We start from the raw sequence: 22431 nt of genomic DNA on the forward strand, positions 1-22431 counted from the left end.
TTCAGGCCGTCACGGGCGGGTTGGCCGGTGTCGCACCCATCCGGTCCAGGAGGCCGAGGACGACGTCGACCCGGGCCAGGAGGCGGTCGGGGTCGATCCGTTTGGGCGCCGTGGCGTAGACCAGGTCCGCTTCGAAGGTCAGCACGAGGGGCATCGCGCTCAGGAACGGGTTGGGGCCGGTCTGGTCGAGCAGCCACTCGACGGCCTGGGGGGTGAACGCCCGTGCTGCGGCGGCGGGGTCGGCGGTGAACACGGTGAACTCGCGGTTCACCGGTTCCGGCAGCCCGGCCCGCAGCCACTGCCGTTGTTCGCGCGCCACCGTGAGCGGTGCTTCGCCGGCGGGGCCGGCGGCCCGGGCGTGTTCGGGGGAGAGGGGGCGGCCCCTGAAGTCCACGTGGGTTCGTCGGCTGATCTTCATCGGCGCCGGGACCGAGGCGGCCACCTCGATCCTGTGCTGGTGGATGGTGGTGGCGCCGGCCGTGGCGACGTGCTTCCTGATCGACGCCTCGCTGACGCGGATCGACCACCCACCCCGCCGGAAGTCCAGCGCGGTCTCGACGCGGGCGCGCCGCACCGTGCCCATCCGGTTGACGAAGCCTTCGGTCTCGTCCCGCAGCGGTGGTAGGAGCTCGGCTGACCACGCACGGGCCTCGCCGGGGTCGGCCACCTCTCCGCCGAGCGCGTTCGCCAGCGCGGCCAGCGCGGCGGCGTGCTCCCGCTCCTCCTTTCGCTCGCCGTGCCACTTCCACCAGACCAGGAGGCCGAACAGGCCGAGAAGGACGGCGATGAGCGGTGCGAGGTCGAGGACGTGTTCCATCAGATGTCCAGGTACCCCTCGGTCTGCTGCTTCGACTGGTCGGCGCCGGTGTCGCCGTAGTCGGCGGCCTTCTGGCCGGCGCCGTAGTTCCGGATCGGCTTGTCCACCCCGGCGTTCGCGCCACCGCCGACACCCGGCTGCGAACGCACCGCGTCGACGGCGGCGGTCCTCATGGACTTGCCGAACCCGTCCTGCACCCGCTCGCCGAGCATGCCCTTCTCACCCCAGATCTTCACCATCGGCGAGTTGCTGCCCGGGAGCTTGGCCTCTCTCATGCCGACCGCGGCGGCGTGGCTGATCTGCTTGTCGGCCATGGAGCGCTGGAAGGCGGTCTTCACGTTGCCGACCCGCTTGGCCAGGTTGCGCAGGAAGTCGAGGATCCTGGCCAGGAACTGCTTGAGCCTGGCCACGACCCGGGCGACCCGGCTGCCGGTGGAGGCGACCCGCACGCCGGTCGCGGCGCCCGCGGCGGCGGTCGAGGCGCCGAAGCTGGGCACGGCGGCGGCCGGCGCCGGGATCCAGATCATGACCAGCCAGGTGATCAGCTCGGTGAGGATCGCCTTGATGAAGTCCTCGACGATCGTCATGATCATGCTGGAGATCTGGAGCATCTGCGCCAGCTCACCGGCCTGGCCGGCGACGCCGTCGATGCCGTTGGCGAACTCGCCGAGCTTCGTGCCCGCCGCCTCCGACGCGGGGCCGCCCCAGCTCGTCACCGAGTTCTGCAGGTCCTCGTCGAACTTCTTGCGCAGTTCGGCCACGCCCTTGCCGATGGCGTTGAAGTTCTCCGCCGCCTGGGCCGGCGCCGGGCCGTCGCCGCTGACGAAGTGGATCGCGTCCTCCAGCGGCTGCACCACGCTGATCAGGAAGTTCAGCCCCTGCCCGACCAGCCAGCCGATCGGGTCGGTGGCGATGCCGTACGCCGAGGTGCCGAGCGCGCCGATCAGGCCGGTGGCCTCGGAGGCCAGGCCGGTGACCTCCGCGCCGCCGTCCTTCTGCGCCTTGCCCAGCGCTTCCGCGGTCTTGAGGTAGTTGCCGTAGAAGGGGACCGCCTCGGCCACCTTCCGGCCGGTGTCCTTCTCGCCGACGGTGATCTCGACGCCGCCGGCCGTGGTCTTGACTTCCGCCATCGTGGATGCCCCTACCGGTCGTCCAGTTCGACCCGCAGGCCGTTCAAGAGTTGCTTGACCGCTTCCTCCTGGTCGGCGTAGTCTCGCGCCGCGCCGCGGAACTTGTCCGCACCGGACTGCAGTCCGTCCTGCATGGCGGTGAACAGCTCGTTCAGGTCGTTCAGCATCTGCGTGTAGTCGTCCTTGACGAACAGGCCGACCACGCCCCAGGACTTGTTCGACACGTCCGCCTTGGCCACCAGGCCGGAGATCTCCCCCGCGGTGCCGCGGTGCCCGTCGAGCTTGCCGGCGAAGGTCCGGAGCTCGTCCGGGCTGACGTCGAAGCCGCTCATCGCGGGTTCACCGGTCCTCGTCGTCGTAGAGGTCGAGGAAGCGGCCGTCGTCGCGCGCAGGGCCTGGCCGCGGAGGCGGGGGCGGCTGGTCGCCCCGGAGGAACCGGTGCTGCGAGAAGTCGTCCGGTTCCCCGACCGGCGCGGGCCGGCGGGGCGGGGCCGGCTGGGCGGACGGAATCCGGGGCGAACCCGGGCCCGTCACGGGCGGTCCGTGCGGCGGCGGGCTCACCGGTGGCGGACCGCCGTGGGACGGGCCGCCGTGGGACGGGCCGGCGGGCGTCGGGCCCTGCTCGGTCATGGCGCGCAGTTCCTGCGGTGTGACGCCGAACAGCTGGGCCTGGGTCTCCAGCACCTGGTCGGTGAGGCGCATGTCGTCACCGAGCGCGTTCTCCACGATGCCCGCCTGGCGGCGCGCCGCCTCGGCCACGGCCTGGCGCAGGGTCGCCATCAGCGCTGCGGCCAGCGCCTGCGGCGGGCGGCGCACGGCGTGGTCGGCCAGCCGGATGTCCTTGATCGACCCGGACGGACCGGCCACGACGGTCACCGCGCGGTCCGGTGAAGAGGCCACCACCTCCATCGCGGCCAGCTCCCGCTGCATCCCCCGATGTCGGCGGCCTGCTGGTCGACCCGGTGCAGCCCGGCCTGGAACTGCTCGAACCGGGCGACGAGCTGGTCGAACTCGGCCGACACGACAAGACCTCCAAGGGATTCCGACTCGACGGCACGCGCGGCGTCGACGTGCGGGAACCATAGTGGCAAGTGACGGGCACGCTGTGTGCCCGAACGGGTGAAAAAGGCAGAGGCCGCTCAGAGGTGAACCCGAGGGACGTCCGGAGGGATGCCGATTCCGCGGCGGTGCCACAAGTCGACGCGGTGGCCCTGACCCGTGCGTTGATCCTTTGCGGACGGGCACTTGTCGGCGCACACCTGCTCGATGGCCGCAACGGTCGACATGGGCTCGTTGTGGGAGGGGCAGGGGAATCCGAGGTGGATGAACGGAAGCCGGTGGCTTGTCACGCAAGCCGTGGCCGGGTGGTGGGTCCGGGTGTGAATGGGTGAGCCGGTCCTGGGCCGGGCCTGGATGTTGCGCCAACGGGTGAATGCGGCAGTGGCGGCGTCCTGCTCGGTGCACCGACGCGGCGAGTGCAGCGCGATCGACTCGCTCCGGCCGCGGCCGATCGGGGTGCCGAGCGGGTCGGCGCCGCCCTCGACCTGTTCACCCCGCCCGCCACACCTCGGGCGCGTCGAGGTCGCCGCGGCTGCGATGATCTGTGGTGATCACGCTGTGCAGTGTATTGTGCGCGGTGTGCAGTTTTTACTCGCGTTTCTTTTCACCGCGTTCGCCGCGACCGGCGGGTGGATCGTGTGGGGGGTCCAGCGCGCGCTGAAGACCCGCCTCCAGCGCAAGCACGAGCTGGCCCTGGCGAGGGAACGGGAGATCACCGAGCGGGCGCGGGTCGAGTTGGAGCGGGAAGCGCTGGCCGACCGCGTCTACCGGGACTTCGCCGACCGCAAGCTGCCCGGGAGCCCGCCGATCGCCCCGCGCCCCGCGGAACTCCGCGACGAGTCGTGACGCGTCGCGCGAAGCGGTGGCCGCCTCGCCCGCGGGGCGAGGCGGCGCGGGCCGCCAGGGGACCGCGCGCGGTCCGCGCGTGTCAGGCGGAGACCTTGCGCCGCCGGGCGAACCGGCGCGCGAGCGCGACCAGCACCACGGCTTCGACGACCAGCACCGCCGTCGCCCCGAGCGGGCCGAACCACGGGCGCATGGTCAGGAACCACACCACCGCCAGGGTGCCCGCGACACCGAGCCCGAACAACACCGATGCCGCGCCGTAGACCCCGTACGCCCACCGGTCCCCGGCCGGGTACTCCCGCGCGGCCGACCGGTCGCGCAGCAGCAGGCCCCAGTAGCGGTAGCTCTCACCGCGCAGGTCCAGGGTGCCCAGGGCGTTGTTGAGCATGTGGTAGCCGTCCAGTTCCAGGAACGGCACCAGGTTCACCAGTCCCGACACCGCGCCGAACAGGACGACCGCCGCGGTGAAGCCGCGCCAGAAGCCGCCCGGTTCGGAGAGCTGGTGCACCAGCACGAAAGGCGCCAGCGCCACCAGGTTCGAGTAGATCCCCGCGAACGCCACCGCCACCCCGCGCCCGCGCGGCATCAGCACGACGTCGTCGGTCTTGCAGTACGGGGCGAGGACCGGGAAGCGCCACATCACCCCCAGTTCGCCGACCGTGCCGCCGAACCGGGTGCACGCCAGGCCGTGCGCGCTCTCGTGCAGCACCAGCAGGCCCCAGGTGACCAGCAGCGACGGGCCGAGGTACACCAGCAGGCCGGGGCCGGCGGCGATGTCGGCGCGCAGCGAGCCGAACCCCGCCAGCGCGTACACCACCACCGCCAGCGCGACCAGCAGCCCCGGCACCACCGTCCACGGGCTGAACAGCGGACCCAGCCGGGGCGCCACCCGCTCGAACAGCGGCGCCGGGTGGACCAGCGGCACCCTGCGCCGCAGCAACGACCTGCCCGCCTTCTCCGAGGCGTCCCGCCGCTCGCGCGACGCGGCCAGCGCCGCCGGGTCGGTGGCGCCTGCCAGCAGGTGCCGGTTGCCGAGCATGGTGAAGACCTGCTGCCACTGCGCCGGGCCGAGCAGCCGGCCGAACCGGGCGGCGTACGCGGCGCTGATGTCGGAGACGGTGTGCGCACCGTCCATCAGCGACAGCACGGCGTGCTCCCGCGCCCCGACCCGGTAGAACCAGCCGGTGGCCGGGTCCTTCACGTGGTGCACGACGGTGGTCCCGCGTCGGTGCGCCCGGCCCAGCTCCACCTCCGGGCGCAGCGCGGGGCGGGCCTCGGCCAACGCCCGGGGCAGCTCCGCCGGGTCCTGCGTCGCCGTCACCGCAGGGCTCCCGATCCGGCCAGGTCGAGCACGGCGCGCCGCAGCACGTAGGACAGGTAGATCTCGTCGAGGATGCTGACCCCGAGCCGGTTGTTGGTCATGTGCAGGTAGGAGCTGAGCAGGATCGCCGACGCGCCGTCGACGTCGGCCACCGGCCCGCGCGAGAACTCCAGCGCCCCGGCCCGCGCCAGCTCCGCGACCCGGTCCCGCAGGTCGGCGCAGTGCGAAGCCCAGCCCCGGCGCGCGTCGGAGTCGGCCGCCGACGCGTGGTCCAGGGCCACCTCCGCGGCCGCCGCCACCCGCTCGGCCAGCTTGTCGGCCATGCGGGCGTAGCTCTTGTCGAACGACTCGTGGTACTCGTCGCTGTTCTCCTGGTAGGTGGTCTCCCAGAAGGTCCGGTAGTCGTCGAGGAACTTCGCGACCCGTTCGGCGGTGCCCAGGAACGAGAAGCACATCGTGGCGGAGAGCTGCGCCGCGAGGCCGAGCAGCACCGTCCGCACGTGCACGTTGGTCGTCCGCAGCAGGCCCGCCACCAGGTCGCTGGAGACCTCGAAGTGCCACTCGGCCAGTTCGACGCCGGCCACCCCGCCGTAACGGCCGTACTCGCGCTCGTAGGGCATCTCGTGGCAGGAGTTGTTGGCGCGGAGCGGCATCCCGGACTCGCCGTAGGTCTCGTCCCACCGCTCCTGGCCGTACTCGGCGAGGAACATCCTGTGGTAGAGGTCGGCGAGCCCGTCGGCGTCGGCCTCGTACAGGGCCGGCCTGCGGCGCAGGAAGGCGGTCAGCGCGGCCCGCGTCTCCGACCGCACCAGCTCCGGGTCGACCCCGGCGGCGGGCAGCAGCCGCAGCCGCACGTGCGGGCCCTCCAACCAGTACTTGATGAAGAACCAGCGCTCGACCAACCCGCGCTCCCGCAGGTCGCGGACCAGCGGCGCGATCCCGTGGACGATCATCGGGTCGGCGTTGCCGGCGTAGTGGACGTGCGTCGCCTGCCACCGGGCCGCGGCGGCGGTCGGCCCACCGGCCGGCGCCCCCTGCCCGTCCCGCACGATCGTGGTCATGACCGCCTCCGCACACCGTCGAGTTCCAGGACCAGTTCGGTGACGAACCGGTCGTCGCCGTCGCGCAGCCACAGGTCGTCGGGACCGGGCAGCATCTCCGTCATCGCCAGCCGCCCGCCGGCCGACTTGGCCAGGCCGTCGAGCAGGCCCAGGGAGAACGCGCTCTCGAAGTCGACGAACAGCGGCTTGCGCTCCACACCGGCCGAGCCCGCGCCGTCGGGGGTGGCGAAGACGAACCGGGGCAGCCCGTTGTCGCGCTGCCAGCGCCGCCACCGCAGGAACCAGGCCGCCGCGTCGTCACCGGGCTCGCGGCGCGGCAGGTAGCCCGGGTGCAGCTTCCACATCCGCCGCTGCAGCACGACGTCGCCGAAGCGGACCCGCGGGTACTCCTCGATGGTGCCGTCGGGCAGCGGCACGGACGTCCCGGCCCACAGGTCGAGCTGCGCCATCCCGGTGTAGGAGAAGTTGAGCAGCACCTGCTGCACCTCCGGCAGGGCCATGGGCAGCAGGTACCCCAGGTACACGGGGATCACCTCCACCCCCAGCCGGGCCGAGCGCAGCACCAGCCGGTCCTCGTCGGGGTCGTCGACGATGACCAGGTCGTCCACCGCGATCCGCTCGGCCGCGGGCCGCTGCCCGACCTCGCCGGGGCAGACGATCTCGTAGGCGGTCACCGCGGGGTGCAGGTTGAGGTTGGTCGCGTCGTACCCGCCGCGCAGCTCGGCGAACACCGCGCCGGGCGGGGTGAGGTCGAGCAGCGCCGCCCGCAGCCGCTCCACCACGTCGCTCCCGTCGCCGGTCCCGCCGGCGAACAGGTGCGCGAACCGGGAGAACAGCAGCGTCAGCCCCGAGTACACCCGGTTGACCACGGCCGTGGGCCGCCCGTCCCCGCGGTCGGCGACCTGGAGGAAGAACGACCGCGGGTCGAGCACGCCCAGCGTGTCGGGCACGTGGGCGGCCACCGCGTCGACGAACGACCGGTCGAGCACCAGTTCGGTCGCCCCGGCGGTCAGCGCGGCGTTCATCCGGTCCGCGGCGGCGCACCGGGCGTCGTCGAGGGCGTCGACCTCGGGGAGCTTGAACCAGTTCTCCTGGCGGACGTAGCCGTTGTCGTCGTCGAACGGGCGCCGGCGCAGCTGCCGCATCGCGTACTGCTCGAAGAAGTCCTGCTGGAACTCGTGGGCGAACGACAGCACGTCCCGGCAGGTCCCGCCCGCGCCGAAGCGGGCGCGGAAGAACCCCTTGGTCACCAGCCGCCGGCCGACGTTGAGGTCGAACGCGGGCAGGACCCGGCACAGCTCGCGCAGCTGCGGCAGCAGCCGCCGCTCCCACACGTCCAGGTCGCCGACCACGGAGGCCGCGGGCAGCGCGGTGTCCTCGTAGACCAGCGTCCGCGGCACCGGGACGTCGGCGCGGCCGAGGTCGGCGTGCGCGGCGTCCAGCTCCTCGCGCACGCCGGCCAGCAGCGCCCTGCGCCCGTCCACCGCGGCGGCCGGGTACGCGGCCACCGCGGCCCGCACCCGGTCCAGCCGGTCGGCCAGCGCGACCGCCCACGCGGCGCCCAGGCGGCGCAGGCCGTCCAGGTAGGTGGCCAGCGGGTCGGGGTCGTGGATGTCGAGGCGCAGGTCGGGCACCACCAGCAGGCCCAGCCGCAGCAGGTGCGCCAAGTACCCCTCGACGTCGCCCGGGTCGCGGTCGACCCTGGCCAGCCGTGCCGCCAGCGCGCGCATCGTCAACGCGGAACCGGGCGGCAGCGCGGCGAGCACGTCGGTCAGCACGTCCCCCGCGGGCAGGTAGAACAGCGACTCGCTGACCGGTTCGACGGTGACCGCGGCCTCGCCGTCGTCCTCGCCCAGCGCGGTGTCGCGGCGCAGGTAGCGGATCCGGTCGCCCTCCACCCGCCACCCGGCGGCGGCCTCCACCGGCAGGTCGCCGCGCACCCCGGCGTCGGCGCACAGGATCGCCGACAGCCTGGCCAGCACCGCCACGTTCAGCCGGGCCGCCGAGCGGGGCGCGCCGCCGGCCGGCTCGACGCGCACCGCGCCGCCCCCGCCGCCCGCGGGGGCGAACGTGCCGAGGCCGACGCTGGTCAGCGTGCTGAAGGGGCTGGTCTTGCACGCCGTGCGGTACAGGTACTCCAGGACCGACCGCTCGATCCGCCGGGCGCGCTTGCCCAGCGGCGCGCCGGCGGCCGACGCCAGGTAGGGGTCGAGGTGGCGGTCGAGCGAGGGCGAGGACAGCAGCACCCCGGCGCGCAGCACCGGCGAGTCGGCCAGGGCGCGCAGCCGGTCGCGGCGGGCGGCGATCTCGGCCGCCAGCACGGACGGGCCCCCGGCCGCGGCGGCGTCGCGCCGGTCGAGGGCGTCGAGCCACCGGCGCAGCATCCCGGCGGTGGTCCCGTCGAGCAGGTCGAGGGCCGCCCGCGCGCCGCGCGGGCGCCTGCCGTTGAACACGGCGCGGCGGACGTTGATCAGCAGTTGCCGGTGCGCCGGCTCCTCGCGGTGCGCGCCCATCGCCTCGGCGAGCGCGTCGGCCAGCGGGACGGCGCCCGCGGCGATCACGGCCTCGGCGTCGAGCACCGCGTCGGCCCAGCCCACCGCTTCGGCGCAGCGCAGGTGCTCGACCACGTCGAAGGGCAGTCCGCCGACGCGCAGCAGGAACAGCGGCGGCAGGACGAAGTCCAGGGCCGGTGGTGCGGGGCGTGCGGTGGTGGTCATCGGGTGGTTCTCCCTGGGGCGGTCACGCGGAGTCCAGCGTCAGCACGATGTCGGCGGGGTCGGTGCGCTCGGGGCCCACCAGCAGGAACAGCAGGGTGCGCTCGTCGCTGCCGTGCTCCGGGCCCACCCCCAGCAGGTCGTCGAGCGCGATGTTGTCCAGGCCCAGCACGGCGCCGCAGCCGACGCCGAGCGCGGCGGCGGCCAGGTAGCAGGTCTGGGAGACCGCGCCGACCTCGCTGTTGAGCACCCGGTAGCCCCGGTTGCCGAACGCGGCGAGCATCGGCGCGAGCCGCCCGGTGATCGCCACCACCGCGGCGGCCTGCTCGGTGTTGTAGTTGGTCAGCAGGTAGTGCCGCTGCAGCAGTTCGCCCAGCGGCTCCGCGGGGGTGGGCCGCCGGCGCAGGGCGTGGCCGTCGGGGTCGTAGGCGTAGCCGCCCGGCTCCAGCCCGTCGACGCGGTTGGCCAGGACGAAGAGCCGGGTCAGCCGCTCGCCGGCGGGTTTGACGTCGCTGCCGGTGGCGCCGCCGGTCGAGGCCGCGGCCAGCAGGGTGGCGAGGCGGTCCAGCGCCAGCGGGGTGGCGGTGAAGCCGCCGAAGCTCGACCGGCGGGAGGCCAGCACCCCGGCCAGGTCGCCGGCGAACGGCCCGGTCGACGGCGCGGGCAGGGCGACCTCCGCGCCCAGTTCCGCGGCCGGCCGCGGGCGGGCCGCGCGGTGCGTCCCCGCCGGCGGGCGCGGGGTGTCGCCGACGAGCGCGGCGGCGTGCACGAGGTCGACGGTGGGGAAGCGGAGCAGCCGCTCGGAGCGCTCGTGCGCCACGGCCACCGGGCGCGGGCCGGGGTCCGCCGCCGCGGCCGGGGCCGGCGCGGAGCAGGTCAGCGGCAGGACCGCCAGGACGCTCTCGGTCATCCCGTCGAGGCCCAGCAGGTCGTCCAGCGCTCGTTCGTCGAACCACAGCGCGCGGGAGGTCCGCTCACCCAGCGACCGCGTCAGCACGTCCCACGAACCGGCCAGCGCACCCGCGTCCTGGGTGACCACGTGGTAGCAGAAGCTGTTGTACTTGAAGGAGTTCTTCCAGAACCGGACCGCCGCGAGCACGTAGAGCCCGGTGTCGTCCGCGCCCAGCGCCGACGCGACCCGGCCGGTCACGTCACCGGTGAGCAGCCGCTCCAGCTCGTGGTGGGCGGTCGCGTAGTGGTAGACCCCGGGCAGCAGGGGACCGCCCGCGCCGCTGACCACGTACAGCTCCAGCGGGTACATCCCGCCGCCGGAGGCCGTGCCCCGGCTCCAGGCCGCCGCCGGGTAGTGCGCCCGCTTCTCGGCGTCCTGGTTCCAGTTCACCGCCATCCGCCTGCCCAGCACCCCGTACGACAGGCGCAGCAGCGACGCGAGCCGCCCCCGGTCCCAGCCGCCGCCGGGCCCGGTCGCGCCCGCGTCGAGCAGGACCGCCGCCGGCCCCGCGGCCAGGCCGCGGGGCAGCGGCAGGCGGGTCGCGCCCGGGTAGGTCTTGTGCCGGGACGGCTGGTCGTCCCAGTCGACCTCGAACCCGAGGGGCGGCATGGGTTCCCGGCTGCGCCGGAACACCGCCTCGGTGTAGTCGGCGACCACGGCGGTGTCGCCGTTGCCGACCGTGCCGCGCGGGTCGGGGGCCTCGGCCGCGGGCAGGACGCCGTCGGGGAGGCGGGGGGAGGGGTGCATCGCCGGTGTCCGCTCAGGGGAAGGGGTGCGGGTGGGTGTTGAGGCCGGTGGCGCCGAAGCCCTCGCCCCGCGGCCAGACCTGCGGCAGCTCGCCGGCCAGGAACGCCCGCAGCCGGTCGCTGGTGAGCACCCGCTGCCGGCGCCGGCCGAAGTCGATCGGCACCAGCCCGGGAGCCACCACGGCCACCGTGGTCAGACCGACCTCGCGCTGCTCCGGGCAGGTCTGGTCGACCACGACGACGTCGCCGCCGGGCCCGGCCGCGACCAGGTCCACCAGCCCGCGCACGTCCTCGGCCAGGTCGTGCACCTCGCCGCGGAGGGCCGACCAGCCCGCGTACAACTCGTCCATCGACCGCGGCGGCGCGCCCCCGAACAGGAAGTCCGCCCGGTGCGCCACCTCGGGCAGCCCGTAGAGCAGGGCGTGGTGCGACAGCTCGGTGACCCGGTCGGGGTCCTCGACCATGTGCCGCAGCTCCGGCAGCTTCGCCTCGACCCGCTCCGCGAACCCGGGCACGTACGAGGCGGCCTCGCACAGCGCGGCGTGCACCGCGCCCTCCGGCTCCAGCCCCGCCCCGGCCGAGAAGCACAGCGTGCCCGGCGCGCCGTCACGCCTCTCCGCCACCGCCATCACCAGCGGCACCGGCAGGTCGACGCGCATGTCGAACAGCCGCACCCGGTAGCCCAGGGCCGCCACCCGGTCGGCCATGAACCGGGTCGCCGGGTCGCGCACGGTGGCGAGGTCGATCTCCGGGATGCGCGCGGAGCCGAACCAGCACAGCAGGAAGGCGTCGCGCTCCAGCAGTTCCAGCAGCCCGTGGAGCACCGCCTCCTCCGGGCAGCTGCCGCTGGCGCAACCGTTGGAGCACTCCTGCACGAACTTCCGCTCCGCGCGCCAGTCCAGGTAGAAGACCAGCTGCTCGGGCACGAGCACCGGCCGGTCGTCGCGCACCGAGGCGCCCCACACCCAGCTCAGCACCCGGTCCTCGGTGAAGGGTTCGTAGAACACCGAGTGGTGCCGGTAGAAGTCCGGCGTGTAGGCGCCGCACAGCCTGGGGTCGAGGGCGGGCAGCCCCCGGTCGCGCAGCTGGGCCAGCGAGGCGAGTTCGGTGCGCCGCCGCGCGCGCGGGAACTGGCCCGCGTAGCGCTCCAGCCCCTCCAACACCCCCAGCAGCTCGGAACGCGCGTAGGAGTCGCCGTGGCCGCTCCACCACATGTCGTGCAGGTCGTACTTGCTGCGCACCCGGAAGTAGCCGCTCACCGGGGCGGTCGCGGTGCAGTGGTAGGCGCGCAGCCCGGCAGGGCCCAGCGCGCCGCACACCGGGTTGACGTAGCCGGACACCGGCAGCCCGATGTCCTCCGGCTCGCGCAACCGGTACGTCGTCGGGGTCGGCTTGGGCGTCGGGGTCAGCCGCACCACCGCGTCGGGGCCGTCGTCGAGCGGGACCGAGCAGTCCGGGCAGGCCGAGTCGGCGATCAGCCGGTGCTTCGTGACGCCCAGGTCGGTGGTGCGCACCTCGTACACGTGATCGGCGCGATCCGGGCGCCCGACCGCCGCCACCGCCACCGCCACCGCGGTCGCCACGGCGAACGGCGTGAGGCCGGGATCGCGGCCCGCGACGAACGCCGCGGCGTCGTCGTGCTCCAGCGCGCGCCGCTCCTCCAGGGTGCGCAGAGCCAGCCACCGCCGGTCCAGGCAGGTCCCGCAGGGCGCCGACCCGGCCCGCACCGGGCCGACCAGCACCGCCCCCGGCGCCCACCGCACGGTCAGGCCGTGCGCGGGCGCCGCGTCGTCCGGGCCGGGCTCGCCCGCGGCCACCGGCAACCCCAGCGGCCGCACGTCCAGCACCGTGCCCGGCAGCGCCTCGGCGAGCGCCGACCGCAGCGTGCCCAACGCCCACTCGACCGGTCGCGGCCACCCGCCGGCGGGCACCGCGGGGAGCAGCGGCCCGCCCCGCACCGCGACCCGGTGCGGGTCGGCAGCGCCCGCGGTCGCCCCCGGCGTCGTCAGCTCGACGCTCATTCGCCCTCCCTCGCCCGCGGCCGGGCCTCGCACCCGGCCGCCATCCGTCGCCCCGCTCGACCCACACCCGCCCGGCCCGGCCCGTGCCGCGCCGGGCGGGCTGGGCTCCGGCTCAGCCGCCGCCGCAACCGGTGCTCGTGCTCGTGCTGCAGCAGCTCGACGTCGAGCAGGAGCAGCAGCTCGAGCAGGAGCAGCTGGAGCTGCACCAGTCGAACGCGACGCTGTCCACGTCGCCGATGTCCTGGATCTCGAAGGTCTCGGTCTCCAGGGCGTGCAGTTCGTCCCTGAGGTTCGCCATGTCTGTCACCTCCACCCGGCGCTCGTCGGTGATCCGCCCGGGACCGTGTTCAGCAGGTTCCGCGTGCCGGTGCTGCTGCGGGGGTCCGCGGCGGTGGTGTCGGGTCCGCGGTCCCGCAGGTACCGCACGCCGGTGTGCCCGCCCCCCTCGCGGGGGCCGTGCACGCCCGGCTCAGCCGCAGCTGGAGGTGGAGGTGGAGGTGGAGCAGCAGCTCGACGTCGAGCAGGAGCAGCAGCTGGAGCAGGAGCAGCTGGAGCTGGTCGCCGCCAGGTCGACGCCGGTGTCCGCCAGCTCCTCCAGTTCGAAGGTCTCGATCTCCAAGCGGTGCAGCTCGTCCTTGAGCAGGGTCATTCGGGTCTCCTCGTGTCAGTCCGCGTGCAGGGTGCCCACGGCCACCGTGGCCGGTGGTCTCTCGGAGTCGCCGGGGCGGGACAGCAGCACCACGCCGGAGACCAGCGGGCCCGCGGCCCGGAGGTCGGCGGTCGTCGTCCGCACCAGCAGCGCGTCGCCCACCGGGTCGGCCAGGGCCGCGGCGGGGTCGGCGTCCGGTCGTCGCGCGCCCGCGGGCCCCACGACCAGCGCCCGCGGGTCCAGGTCGGGCGCGAGGCCGTCGCCGAGGTCGGCGGCGCGGCCGTCGCCGTGCAGCTGGAGGGTCCCCAGGAGGTCCCGCAGCGCGTGCTCCAGCGCCGCCGCCCGCCCCCAGCCGTACCCGATCGTCCACAGTGGACGCTCTTCGACCGGCCCGGCCAGGTGGGCGACGACCGCGTGGGCGGGCGCGGCGGCGGGCAGGTCGAGCACGCGCACCGCGCGCCCCAGGTGCCGGAAACCCTTGAGCAGCGCGGTCACCGCGTCGCCCGCCGGTTCGGCCTCGGGGTCGAGCAGCCCCGCCGCCCGGCCGCGCAGGGTCGCGACGAGCCCGCGGTGGGCGAGCGCGCCGGCCAGCCCCCTGGCGACCACCGCGTCCGCGTCCGGCCCGGCGGCCGCGCCGACCGGCACGGCCTCGACCACGCGCGCGGCGTTGGCGGCCGACATCGGGTACACCGCCGCCAGCGGCACCAGCGCGGTCCCGCCGGACTTCAGCGACGTCGCCCGGACCCACCGGTCGATGTCGTCGGACACCCCGGTGGCGGTGTCCAGGCAGGACGGCCGGAGCACCCGGTGCCCGGCCGCGGCGAGCGCGTCGGCCGTCCCGGTGAGCACGTCCGGGCGGTCGGGCAGGGCGCCTGCGTAGTGGACGGCCGCCGCCTCCAGCACCGCGATCCGCGCCAGCAGCACCGACGTGCCGTCCACGGCCACCAGCTCCCGCGTCCCGGCCGTCAACCCGTTCGGCGACGGCGCCCGGAGGCCCGCGACCTTCAGCGGCACCTGGGTGAGGTCGTCGTCGGTGAACCACTCGAACACCCCGAAGCGGTTGCCCACCAGCGCGGACAGGCTCTCATAGCGCGCCTCGTCGTCCACGGCCGCGGCGGGCTCGGCGGCGTCGACGGTCCGGACCGCGTCGCCGCAGCGCGGGCAACCGGGGTGCGGGAACACCCGCTGCCGGGTCGACTCCAGGGTCTCCAGGTCCTGCACCACCGCGCCCGCGGTGTCCGCGGGCAGGCCCGCCAGCAGGCGGAACGCCTCGAACGCCGCCGCGGTGCCGAGCATGTCGGCCACCACCGCCGAGGTCGGCGCACCGGGCCGCACCGGCACGCCCAGGGCCAGCTCCCGCCACAGGTCGGCCGCCTCCGCCGGGTGGCTGGTCGACGCCAGCCGCAGCTGCGCGCAGACCCAGCAGGGGCCCTCCGCGCCCGCCGCGACCGGGCCGAGCACCGCCGTCCCGGCCCGCACCACGACCGGCACCAGCGGCGTCGGGTCCGCGGCGGACACCGGCAGGCCCGTCAGGGAACCCGGCTCCGCGAAGTGGACCACGACGTCCGCGCGGGCGGGCGCGGCGCCGGGGGGCAGCACCCGCGCGGTCGCCTCGACACCGCCCGCCGCGACGGCGGCGACCTCGGCCGCCAGCGCCCGCTCGTCCACGCCCGAACCGGCGACCTCCACCGCGCCGACCCCGTTGCGCAGCAGGGCGACCGCGGCCGCGGTCGCCCAGGTCCCCGAGCCGACGACGCGCACCCGGGCGGCGCGCACCGCGGCGAAGCCGGTGGCGTCGCCCGAGGTGGCGTGCTGGAGGTAGGCGACCTGGCGGGCGAACCGGGCGAGGACGGCCTGGTCGAGGCCCGCTTCCCCGGCCGGCCGGGCGTCCACGGCGAAACCCCTGTCCAGCAGCGCCCCGATCACGTCGACGACCGCCGCGCGGTGCGCCTCGCCGAGGCCGTCGCACAGCTCGGCGACGGTGTGGCCGCCGTCGAGGTACGGGCACAGGGTCGAGACCCAGCGGTAGGCCGTGCGGCCGCGCAGGAAGAACGCGGTCTCGCCGCCGCGCAGGTAGACCCCGCCGTCGGAGCGCAGGAACACCGCGTCCTGGCGCAGCCTCGGCCGGACCGCACGGATTTCTTCGGGCACCGCCACCTGAGACCTCCGGCTCGTGGGAACACCCGCGATGAGCAGGTTTGAACGCGCTGCCTGAATTATCCGGCCAGCATCGACAAATACGTGGAAAACCGATGGTGAAGAGGGGGGAAAATTGTGTGCGGCGGGGTCCGGCCTGGTCGAGCAGGGTATATCAGGGGGTTTGTCCGGCGGGCAACACGGCGACCGCGCCTGTCACCCGTTCGGCGGCATCGTCACCTGCGGAAGCGCGCATACGCAGGTAGCGGCGTCGCCGAGGGTGCGCGCTTCCGCGGGTGGCAGGCCGTCCCCCTGGTCCGACCGGGCCGGGCAGGGCGGCGTTCGGCGGAGCGCGGTGACCGTTCGGACCGGTGGCCGAAGAACTCGCTTCGGTCGCCGGCGGACCCGTACTTGGCAATCCCGACCCCCTGTGGGAAAGTGCTCCGGAATTCGGTGCATTCGATCGGTGGATCCCGAGTCGTGCTCAGCTTCAACGGAGGATGGTGCGCCGAATGCCGGACGCGGGCGCAGTGCGCGCCAGGGGCCTGGGCAAGCGCTACCCCGGCGGGGTGGTCGCCGTGGACGGGCTCGACCTCGACATCGCCGACGGCGAGGTCTACGGCCTGCTCGGCCGCAACGGCGCGGGCAAGACCACCGCCATGCGCATGGTGACCGGGCTCGTGCGCCCCACCGCGGGCACGGCGACCGTGTTCGGCGCCCCGGCGGGCCACCCGGAGGCCATCGCCGCCACCGGCGCGCTGATCGAGTCGCCCACCCTCTACCCGCACCTGTCCGGCCGCGACAACCTGCGCCTGCTCGCCCGCTACGCGGGAACCGGCGACGGGGCGGTCGAGGAGGTGCTCGCGGAGGTCGGCCTCGGCGACCGCGCCCGGCACCGGTTCCGCAGCTACTCCCTGGGCATGAAGCAGCGCCTCGGCGTCGCCGCGGCGCTGCTCAAGCGGCCCCGCCTGCTGGTCCTCGACGAGCCCGCCAACGGCCTCGACCCCGCGGGCATGGCCGAGCTGCGCGACCTCGTCCGCGCCATCGCGGCGGCGGGGCGCACGGTCCTGCTCTCCAGCCACCTGCTCGGGGAGGTGGAGCAGGTCTGCGACCGCGTCGGGATCATCCACCGCGGTCGCCTGGTGGCCGAGGGCGAGGTCGAGGCGCTGCGCTCGGCCGCCGCCCCGACCGTCGCGGTCGTCGCCACCCCGCTCGGCCTCGCCCGCCGGACCGCCGAGGCCCTGCCCTGGGTCGAGTCGGTCACCGAGGACCCGCCCGCCCTCCGCGTCACCGCCCCGGTCGACCGCGTGGGCGAGCTGAACGCGGCCCTGGTCCGCGCGGGGGTGTCGGTGACCGGGCTGCGGATCACCGAGTCGACGCTGGAGCAGGTGTTCCTGACCCTGACCGACGAACCGACCGGGGCCACCGCCCCGGAACCCGCCCCCGCGTCATGACCCGGTGTCGTGGCCCCGTACCGCCAGGAGCTGCATGTACCCGACCCCGCTGGTGATCGCCCCGTGAGCGCGGTGCGCGCGGAGCTGTTCGCCGCCAAGCGCCGCCCGGCCCTGTGGGTCGTCGGCGGGGTGTGGCTCGCGCTGGCCGCCGGCTTCGGCATCGCCGTGCCCTACATCGTCTACCTCGCGGTCTCCGGCAGCGGGCCGACCGGGGGCGGCGACCCCGAGGCGCTGCTGGCGAGCCTGCTGCCCGACCGGCTGGTGCCGACCACGCTGTCGCTGTTCCCGCTGTTCGGCTCCGCGATCATGCTCATCCTCGGCGCCGTGCTCGCGGGCGGCGAGTTCCGCTGGGGCGTGTGGGGGACGCTGTTCACCCAGGGGCCCGGCCGGCCGGCGGTGGTGCTGGCCAAGATCACCGCGATGGCCGTCGCCCTCGTCGGCGTCATCGTCGCGACGTTCGCGCTGGTGGCACTGGCCGGCGCGGGGATCGCGGCCGTGGAGGGCCGGTCCACGGGCTGGCCCGGTCCCGGGGCGGTCGCGGCCGGGCTCGGCGCGGCCTGGCTGGTCGCCCTCGCGGCGGCGAGCCTGGGCTTCTTCCTCGCCATCGCCTTCCGCGGGACCGGCACCGCCCTGGGCGTCGGCCTGGTCTGGTTGCTGGCGCTGGAGAGCGCCGTCAACGGCCTCTCCTCCCTGCTCGACGTCCGACCGGTGCAGCTCGTCCTGCTGGGCCCCAACGCGGGTTCGCTCGCCGCGGCCCTCGGCGCGCAAACCCAGCAGCAGGGCGGGACCCCCGGCGTCGTCGCCACCGCCTCACCGCTCGTCGCCTGCCTCGTCCTCGCCGGCTACACCGCGCTCTTCTCGTACCTCTCCGTGCGCGTCACCGTCCGCCGCGACCAGACCTGACAGCCCGCTGCCCCGACCTCGTCGGCAGGGCTCACCGACCCTCTGCCGAGGCGGAGCAACCGCGCCGGACCGCTCGGACCCACACCCCGAACGCCGTCGCGACGGCGGCGAGAGCGGCGAGCGCCACGGCGCCCGCGCAGCCGACCAGGACGGCGGTCGGGACGGTGCTCCAGCCCATGCGGTCGACGGGCACGGGTCCCAACCAGCCGTGGGGGTCCACGGAGACCTCGATCCGGTCGCCCTCCGCCGTCTCGTCCGACGGGTGGACCGCCAACTGCCCGAGGCTTTCCCGCGTGGTGCTGTCGGCGACGTGGTACCACCTGTCCGCCAGGCTGCCGTACTCGTTGCGGACCTCGTGGATGCCCGAGACGACGGCCTCGACCCGTTCACCGAAGTGCACGTGGTAGACCTGCGCGCCGGAGAAGTGGACGGCGCTGCCCGCGGCGGCCAGGGCGCCGAACGCGATGTAGAAGAACGCGATGAGCACGTTGCCCGTCAGCCCTCCGTCATGCGGTTCCGCCGCCTCCTCGAACGGGATCGCCAGCCCGAACCCGAACAGCAGCAGCACCGCCACGAGCGGAATGCCGAGCAACACCCACAAGGCGCCGCGGGGCTGGAGGATCAGGCCGGCGAGTGTCGCGAACGCCAGCAGCCAGCACACGACCAGCACGACCACGCCCGCGCACAGCAGCCCGAACAGCCTCAGCCCGCGCATACGACCGTTCTAGCGCACCGGCCGGCACCCGTCCCCGGACATCCGGCGACATCCACCGAACAGCCGACGGAAGCGATGACAGGCCGATGCCACCGCGGTTCAGCGGGCAGGGTGGTGGTGATCGGGCATGTCGCCGGGGAGGGGCGGTGGCGGGGGAGGAAGAGCGGCAACTGCGCGCGTGGCTCGGCAACGCGTCGAACGGCGTGGGCCACCACCGGCTCGGCTACGACTCCACCCCGTCGACAACCCCTCCGCACGGCCCTGTTGACCGCTGCCGACGGCGGGCGCCGGCGCCTCCGCGTCCGGGCGCGAGGCGCCCGGTGACGGGCGGACCTGCCCCCACGCCGCCCGCGTGATCACCGACGCGGTGACGAGCACGACGACCAAGACCAGCGCGCCGATGTCGGTGACCAGCGACGGCAGCACCCCGGCGACGCCGAACCGCTCCCGGGCGGCGGTGAACACCTCCGGCGGCACCAGTCGCACCCCGGCCGCCTGGGTGGCGTTGACCACCAGCACGACCCGGAACAGCCACCGGCTCGGCCGACGGCGCAACGCGAGCACGCCCAGCGCGTTGCCCACCAGGTACAGGCACCCGACCACGCGGAACCCGACCAGGAACACCGGCGCCTGCCCGGGATCGGCCCCGGCCAGGACCATCATCCGCGTCAGCGTCCGCTCGTCCACGACGACGAACGCGTGCACGGCCGTCCCGACCGCGAAAACCACCGACGCCCACCCGGTCAGGACGAGCAGCGGCGTGGTCCAGCGGCCCAGGCGCACCGCGGGCCGATCACGTGACGACATCGGTCCTCCCCTTGTCCGGCACAGCCCGATCATCGGCCGTGGGCGACCGGGAGGGAATCCGGGAACGTCCCTGGGATCGAGCCCATTGGCCCGGGGTGGGGACGTCGGGGGCGATGACCACCGATCCCGGGCCGGTGGTCGGCCTACCGGCACACCACCCTCGCGTCCGGCCGTGCGGATCGACGGTCGTAGGACGTGCACTTCCACCACCTGCGCCACGTCCACAAGAACCCGGCTCGTCGAAGACGGGGTCCTCGAAGCCCCGCGGCGCCGGCGCGGCTCCGATCTTCAGCGGCGGGCTCCCGGGCGGGCCGGCCGGCTGGCGGCAGTGCTGTCGAGGGGAGATCCCGGGGAGGGTGCTCCCGGGCTCGGGGGAGTGGCGAGGTGGTGCCGGAGCCGAGCGTGGCGAAACTCGTAGACGGCGCCGCTCTGCTTCAGGACACCCCGTCGACAGGCGTCGTCGAGGAAACCCAGGAGGTTCCGGGGAAGTCGTCCGGCCAACGGCTGCCACCCCCTGGTAAGGACCAGCCACCGCCCCCAGGAGCTGGTGCCGATGCCGACCAGCAGGCCCAGGGCGGCGCCGGCGAAGGAGGGGGCGAGCACCATGAGCACGGCAAGGCCGGCGGAGAGCGAGGCACCCGGCATCATCCACGACGCGATCCCGGAGGCCAGTCCTAGGACGGCGCCGAAGAGCGGCATCTTGGTGAACGTGTTCCTGCGGTCGGTGGACAGCAACTCCGCCGGGCTGGTGACGGTCCGCACGTCCAGGACGTCGTAGGAGGTCTGGTTGAGGATGCGGGGCAGACCACCCGTCAACAGCCAGCCGGCGACCGTGATCGCGAGCCCGTTGCCGCTGAAGCCCGGTCCGGTCGCCGACAGCCGATCCAGGGCGAGGTCGAGCGCGAGGCCGACGGCCACCCAGACACCCAGGTCCCCCAGCACGGTCTTCAGGAAGGCTCGGACGTCCAGGCGCCTGCGTTCGGGCTGGTGCCCGCCGGTCGCGAAGACCAGGCCGCACAGCGCGGCGACCGCCAGGCTGACGAGCAGCGCGATCGGCGCGTCCCACCACAACACGGCTGCGAACCCGCCCGCGGCCATGACCAGCAACCACGAGGAGGCGGCGCCCGCCAGCGCTCGAACAGGACCGGGAACGAGATCGGCCAGCCGCCACCAGGCGATTTCGGGTGCGTCGAGTCGGGCGAGGTGCCCCAGCCACCGCTGGGCCTGTTCGGGGGACACCGGCCGCGGCGACGATCCGACCGAGGGCTGTTCCGGTGGTGGGTGCCGGTACGCCGCCGGCACGAAAGCCGTCAGCAGGTGGTCCTCCACCGCCTGTGGTGCGGGGAACCGGTCCCCGTCCAGCAGTTCCACCGGGTCGCGGCCGGGAACGTCGCTGTAGGCGGTGCGGGCGAGCGCGACCATCAGCGGGGATGACAACACCGCGGCGAGCACGACGACCGCCGGGTCGTCGCGCTTGCCGCGGAGCCGGGCCAGCACCGGGTCCCACGCGGTCCTGGTCTTGTCCGGGTCGCCGGCCGGAAGTCGCCGGGCTGTGCGGAACAGGTAATCCGCCACGTCAGCCGGTGCCAGGCCGACCAGTTCGACACCCGCCGCCGCGCTGAGCACACCGCGTTCCGCGGCGGCGGTGTACTCGGCGGTGCGACTGGTGAGGACCAAGGGGAGCGAAGTGGCGTTCATCGCCTTCAACGCCGTGTCCCGGAGCCCTTCGGCGATCTCGTCGAAGCCGTCCAGCACCGGTAGCACCCTGCCGCCGTCGACCAAGGCCGTCGCCGTCGTCCCGCCGCCCGGCTGCACCGCCGCCAACCCGGGGTGGTCGTGGATCAACTGCTCGACGAGCCAGTCCCGGAGCGAGGTGGCGCCGGCGGCCCAGGAGCCCAGTCGGAAGATCACCGCGACGGGATCGCGGTCGCTGCGGGCGTCGAGCCAGTCGAGGGCGAATCGGATGGCCAGGACCGTCTTGCCCGACCCGGCCTCACCCAGGACCACGAGCCGCCCCGATGGCACGCGCCGATAAACCTCGACCACCTTCTCCACGCCGCCGGCGAGGCGGAGCGGCTTGGACTTCGCACCGGCCGGAGCTTTGCGGATGTTGGCCCAGTGGTCGAGCAGGTGCCCGGGTGCCGCTCGCCACCGCACCGGCAGCGGAACCGGGTCGTGCACCCGTTGCCGGCGCTCTTCCCGCTTCCAGTGCGCGTCGACGGCGGCGGCCAATCGTCGGACCGCCACGTCCGGTTCGAGGGGTCCACCGCCCGGGGCGTCGGTGAACCCGCTGCGGTGACGAAGCTCGAGGACCAGCAAGGCGACGATCAGCAGCGCGACGGCCGTCCACACCACCGACGGCCACCAGGGCTGATGCACTTCCACGGTGTTGGTCGCCATGTTGGCGACCAGTGCGAAGACCGCGCCGACCAGAGCCGGCACGATCGGCCGTCGTCGGCGCACTGGGTCCTCCTCGAGCGATCGCGTCAACGGTACCCAGCCCGGCAACCGGTACGACCGGGACTGCATCATCCAGGGCGACGCCTTCCGGGCGAACCCGATCCGGTTGAACGGTGACCGACCATGACCATGATCGACCGGCGCAGCCGCGTCGTGGAAGCCTCCCGCGGGTGCTTCCTGTTCCAGGCCGACGAGTTGCCGCAACAGGGGGAGCGGGCCGAGTACGGCTTCCTCCTGGTGGACTCGGGTTGGGGGCAGCTCGAACTGCTCACCGACGACGAGGACGGTCTCGTGGACCTCACCGTCGAGGTTCACGATGAGCCTCCGCCCGCCTCGCCGGAGACCTGGCAGGAGTCGGTCACCGCGGTCGTGCGCTGGGAACGCGTGACGACGGCGCGGATCCGGCAGCTCGACGTCGACCTGGCCGAGGAGTGGGAGGTCGTGCTCCCGGCGCCGCACTTCGTCTTCCGCGCCCACCGCCTCCCGGACGGCGAGCGGGAGCGGTGGCTGCTGCGCCTGTGGCCGGCGACCGACTGGACGCAGGCGTATTCGAGCGCTGCGTGGCCGGCGACGTGACCGGCGCGGGCACGACCGCCGGCGCCTGCGGGAACGCCTGACGAGCGCGGAGCGAGACTGCGGC

Annotated in this window: 20 protein-coding genes; 5 read left to right on the top strand and 15 right to left on the bottom strand. The window is 74.5% G+C overall.

Annotated features, from left to right (window positions below; translation table 11 throughout):
- Position 1 precedes the first annotated feature (1 nt).
- From JOE68_RS26915 to JOE68_RS26930, 4 genes are read right to left on the bottom strand one after another with little or no spacing between them, the layout of a single operon-like run.
- Positions 2-817 (bottom strand): hypothetical protein, encoded by an 816-nt coding sequence (locus JOE68_RS26915; RefSeq protein WP_204845174.1) that lies wholly within the window; start codon positions 815-817, stop codon positions 2-4.
- Complete coding sequence (locus JOE68_RS26920) at positions 817-1947, bottom strand: hypothetical protein (RefSeq protein WP_204845175.1); 1131 nt, start codon at positions 1945-1947, stop codon at positions 817-819. The genes JOE68_RS26915 and JOE68_RS26920 overlap by 1 nt, the downstream gene beginning before the upstream one ends.
- 11 nt (positions 1948-1958) lie before the next feature.
- Positions 1959-2279, bottom strand: coding sequence for a WXG100 family type VII secretion target (locus JOE68_RS26925; RefSeq protein ID WP_204845176.1), 321 nt, complete (start codon positions 2277-2279; stop codon positions 1959-1961).
- Positions 2280-2286: 7 nt separating this feature from the next.
- Positions 2287-2877 carry a YbaB/EbfC family nucleoid-associated protein gene (locus tag JOE68_RS26930; protein ID WP_307819919.1) on the bottom strand — a complete coding sequence of 197 codons (591 nt, stop codon included), beginning with the start codon at positions 2875-2877 and terminating at the stop codon, positions 2287-2289.
- 32 nt (positions 2878-2909) lie between these two features.
- Between JOE68_RS26930 and JOE68_RS31985 the strand changes: the two genes are divergently transcribed.
- Both JOE68_RS31985 and JOE68_RS26935 read left to right on the top strand, forming a co-directional pair.
- Positions 2910-3032 (top strand): hypothetical protein, encoded by a 123-nt coding sequence (locus JOE68_RS31985; protein ID WP_275585009.1) that lies wholly within the window; start codon positions 2910-2912, stop codon positions 3030-3032.
- 553 nt (positions 3033-3585) lie between these two features.
- Entirely contained in the window at positions 3586-3852 is a 267-nt protein-coding gene (locus tag JOE68_RS26935) for a hypothetical protein (protein ID WP_204845177.1), read from the top strand.
- Positions 3853-3934: 82 nt separating this feature from the next.
- Here JOE68_RS26935 and JOE68_RS26940 read toward each other — a convergent pair whose 3' ends face one another.
- From JOE68_RS26940 to JOE68_RS26975, 8 genes are all read right to left on the bottom strand, one after another.
- On the bottom strand, positions 3935-5173 hold the full coding sequence (locus tag JOE68_RS26940; protein ID WP_204845178.1) for a M50 family metallopeptidase: 1239 nt from the start codon (positions 5171-5173) through the stop codon (positions 3935-3937).
- Positions 5170-6234, bottom strand: a complete 1065-nt coding sequence (locus JOE68_RS26945; RefSeq protein WP_204845179.1) for a thiopeptide-type bacteriocin biosynthesis protein — start codon at positions 6232-6234, stop codon at positions 5170-5172. Before JOE68_RS26945 ends, JOE68_RS26940 begins: the two co-directional genes overlap by 4 nt.
- A complete protein-coding gene (locus JOE68_RS26950; protein ID WP_204845180.1) occupies positions 6231-8951 on the bottom strand; it encodes a lantibiotic dehydratase in 2721 nt (906 codons plus the stop codon). Before JOE68_RS26950 ends, JOE68_RS26945 begins: the two co-directional genes overlap by 4 nt.
- 22 nt (positions 8952-8973) lie before the next feature.
- Positions 8974-10647: a SagB family peptide dehydrogenase gene (locus JOE68_RS26955; protein ID WP_204845181.1), complete on the bottom strand. Its 1674-nt coding sequence runs from the start codon at positions 10645-10647 to the stop codon at positions 8974-8976.
- A gap of 13 nt (positions 10648-10660) precedes the next feature.
- Positions 10661-12667, bottom strand: a complete 2007-nt coding sequence (locus tag JOE68_RS26960) for a TOMM precursor leader peptide-binding protein (RefSeq protein WP_204845182.1) — start codon at positions 12665-12667, stop codon at positions 10661-10663.
- Positions 12668-12779: 112 nt separating this feature from the next.
- Positions 12780-12965, bottom strand: coding sequence for a thiazolylpeptide-type bacteriocin (locus tag JOE68_RS26965; protein ID WP_204845183.1), 186 nt, complete (start codon positions 12963-12965; stop codon positions 12780-12782).
- A 171-nt stretch (positions 12966-13136) separates the two neighbouring features.
- Positions 13137-13316 (bottom strand): hypothetical protein, encoded by a 180-nt coding sequence (locus tag JOE68_RS26970; protein ID WP_204845184.1) that lies wholly within the window; start codon positions 13314-13316, stop codon positions 13137-13139.
- Positions 13317-13331: 15 nt separating this feature from the next.
- Entirely contained in the window at positions 13332-15467 is a 2136-nt protein-coding gene (locus JOE68_RS26975) for a TOMM precursor leader peptide-binding protein (RefSeq protein ID WP_204845185.1), read from the bottom strand.
- 497 nt (positions 15468-15964) lie between these two features.
- Between JOE68_RS26975 and JOE68_RS26980 the strand changes: the two genes are divergently transcribed.
- Positions 15965-16906, top strand: a complete 942-nt coding sequence (locus tag JOE68_RS26980) for an ABC transporter ATP-binding protein (RefSeq protein WP_204845186.1) — start codon at positions 15965-15967, stop codon at positions 16904-16906.
- 63 nt (positions 16907-16969) lie between these two features.
- Positions 16970-17809, top strand: a complete 840-nt coding sequence (locus tag JOE68_RS26985; RefSeq protein WP_204845187.1) for a DUF2705 family protein — start codon at positions 16970-16972, stop codon at positions 17807-17809.
- Between the two features lie 31 nt (positions 17810-17840).
- Here JOE68_RS26985 and JOE68_RS26990 read toward each other — a convergent pair whose 3' ends face one another.
- The 3 genes from JOE68_RS26990 to JOE68_RS27000 all read right to left on the bottom strand — a co-directional run bounded on the left by JOE68_RS26990 (position 17841) and on the right by JOE68_RS27000 (position 21995).
- Entirely contained in the window at positions 17841-18524 is a 684-nt protein-coding gene (locus JOE68_RS26990; protein WP_204845188.1) for a hypothetical protein, read from the bottom strand.
- Positions 18525-18623: 99 nt separating this feature from the next.
- Positions 18624-19331 (bottom strand): hypothetical protein, encoded by a 708-nt coding sequence (locus tag JOE68_RS26995; protein ID WP_204845189.1) that lies wholly within the window; start codon positions 19329-19331, stop codon positions 18624-18626.
- A 288-nt stretch (positions 19332-19619) separates the two neighbouring features.
- Positions 19620-21995, bottom strand: a complete 2376-nt coding sequence (locus JOE68_RS27000; RefSeq protein ID WP_204845190.1) for an NACHT domain-containing protein — start codon at positions 21993-21995, stop codon at positions 19620-19622.
- On the opposite strand from JOE68_RS27000, the gene JOE68_RS27005 reads away from it, so the two are divergent.
- Positions 21987-22367, top strand: coding sequence for a hypothetical protein (locus JOE68_RS27005; protein ID WP_204845191.1), 381 nt, complete (start codon positions 21987-21989; stop codon positions 22365-22367). The two genes, JOE68_RS27000 and JOE68_RS27005, sit on opposite strands and share 9 nt — an antisense overlap.
- Positions 22368-22431: the final 64 nt, after the last annotated feature.

Origin of the sequence: Saccharothrix algeriensis, from assembly GCF_016907655.1 — a bacterium.
GTDB lineage: Bacteria > Actinomycetota > Actinomycetes > Mycobacteriales > Pseudonocardiaceae > Actinosynnema > Actinosynnema algeriense.

Bases quoted from the DNA above. Each gene is read 5' to 3' on its own strand.
- JOE68_RS26915 (WP_204845174.1), bottom strand. From the start codon at position 817: ATGGAACACGTCCTCGACCTCGCACCGCTCATCGCCGTCCTTCTCGGC.
- JOE68_RS26920 (WP_204845175.1), bottom strand. From the start codon at position 1,947: ATGGCGGAAGTCAAGACCACGGCCGGCGGCGTCGAGATCACCGTCGGC.
- JOE68_RS26925 (WP_204845176.1), bottom strand. From the start codon at position 2,279: ATGAGCGGCTTCGACGTCAGCCCGGACGAGCTCCGGACCTTCGCCGGC.
- JOE68_RS26930 (WP_307819919.1), bottom strand. From the start codon at position 2,877: ATGCAGCGGGAGCTGGCCGCGATGGAGGTGGTGGCCTCTTCACCGGAC.
- JOE68_RS26945 (WP_204845179.1), bottom strand. From the start codon at position 6,234: ATGACCACGATCGTGCGGGACGGGCAGGGGGCGCCGGCCGGTGGGCCG.
- JOE68_RS26950 (WP_204845180.1), bottom strand. From the start codon at position 8,951: ATGACCACCACCGCACGCCCCGCACCACCGGCCCTGGACTTCGTCCTG.
- JOE68_RS26955 (WP_204845181.1), bottom strand. From the start codon at position 10,647: ATGCACCCCTCCCCCCGCCTCCCCGACGGCGTCCTGCCCGCGGCCGAG.
- JOE68_RS26960 (WP_204845182.1), bottom strand. From the start codon at position 12,667: ATGAGCGTCGAGCTGACGACGCCGGGGGCGACCGCGGGCGCTGCCGAC.
- JOE68_RS26965 (WP_204845183.1), bottom strand. From the start codon at position 12,965: ATGGCGAACCTCAGGGACGAACTGCACGCCCTGGAGACCGAGACCTTC.
- JOE68_RS26970 (WP_204845184.1), bottom strand. From the start codon at position 13,316: ATGACCCTGCTCAAGGACGAGCTGCACCGCTTGGAGATCGAGACCTTC.
- JOE68_RS26980 (WP_204845186.1), top strand. From the start codon at position 15,965: ATGCCGGACGCGGGCGCAGTGCGCGCCAGGGGCCTGGGCAAGCGCTAC.
- JOE68_RS26990 (WP_204845188.1), bottom strand. From the start codon at position 18,524: ATGCGCGGGCTGAGGCTGTTCGGGCTGCTGTGCGCGGGCGTGGTCGTG.
- JOE68_RS26995 (WP_204845189.1), bottom strand. From the start codon at position 19,331: ATGTCGTCACGTGATCGGCCCGCGGTGCGCCTGGGCCGCTGGACCACG.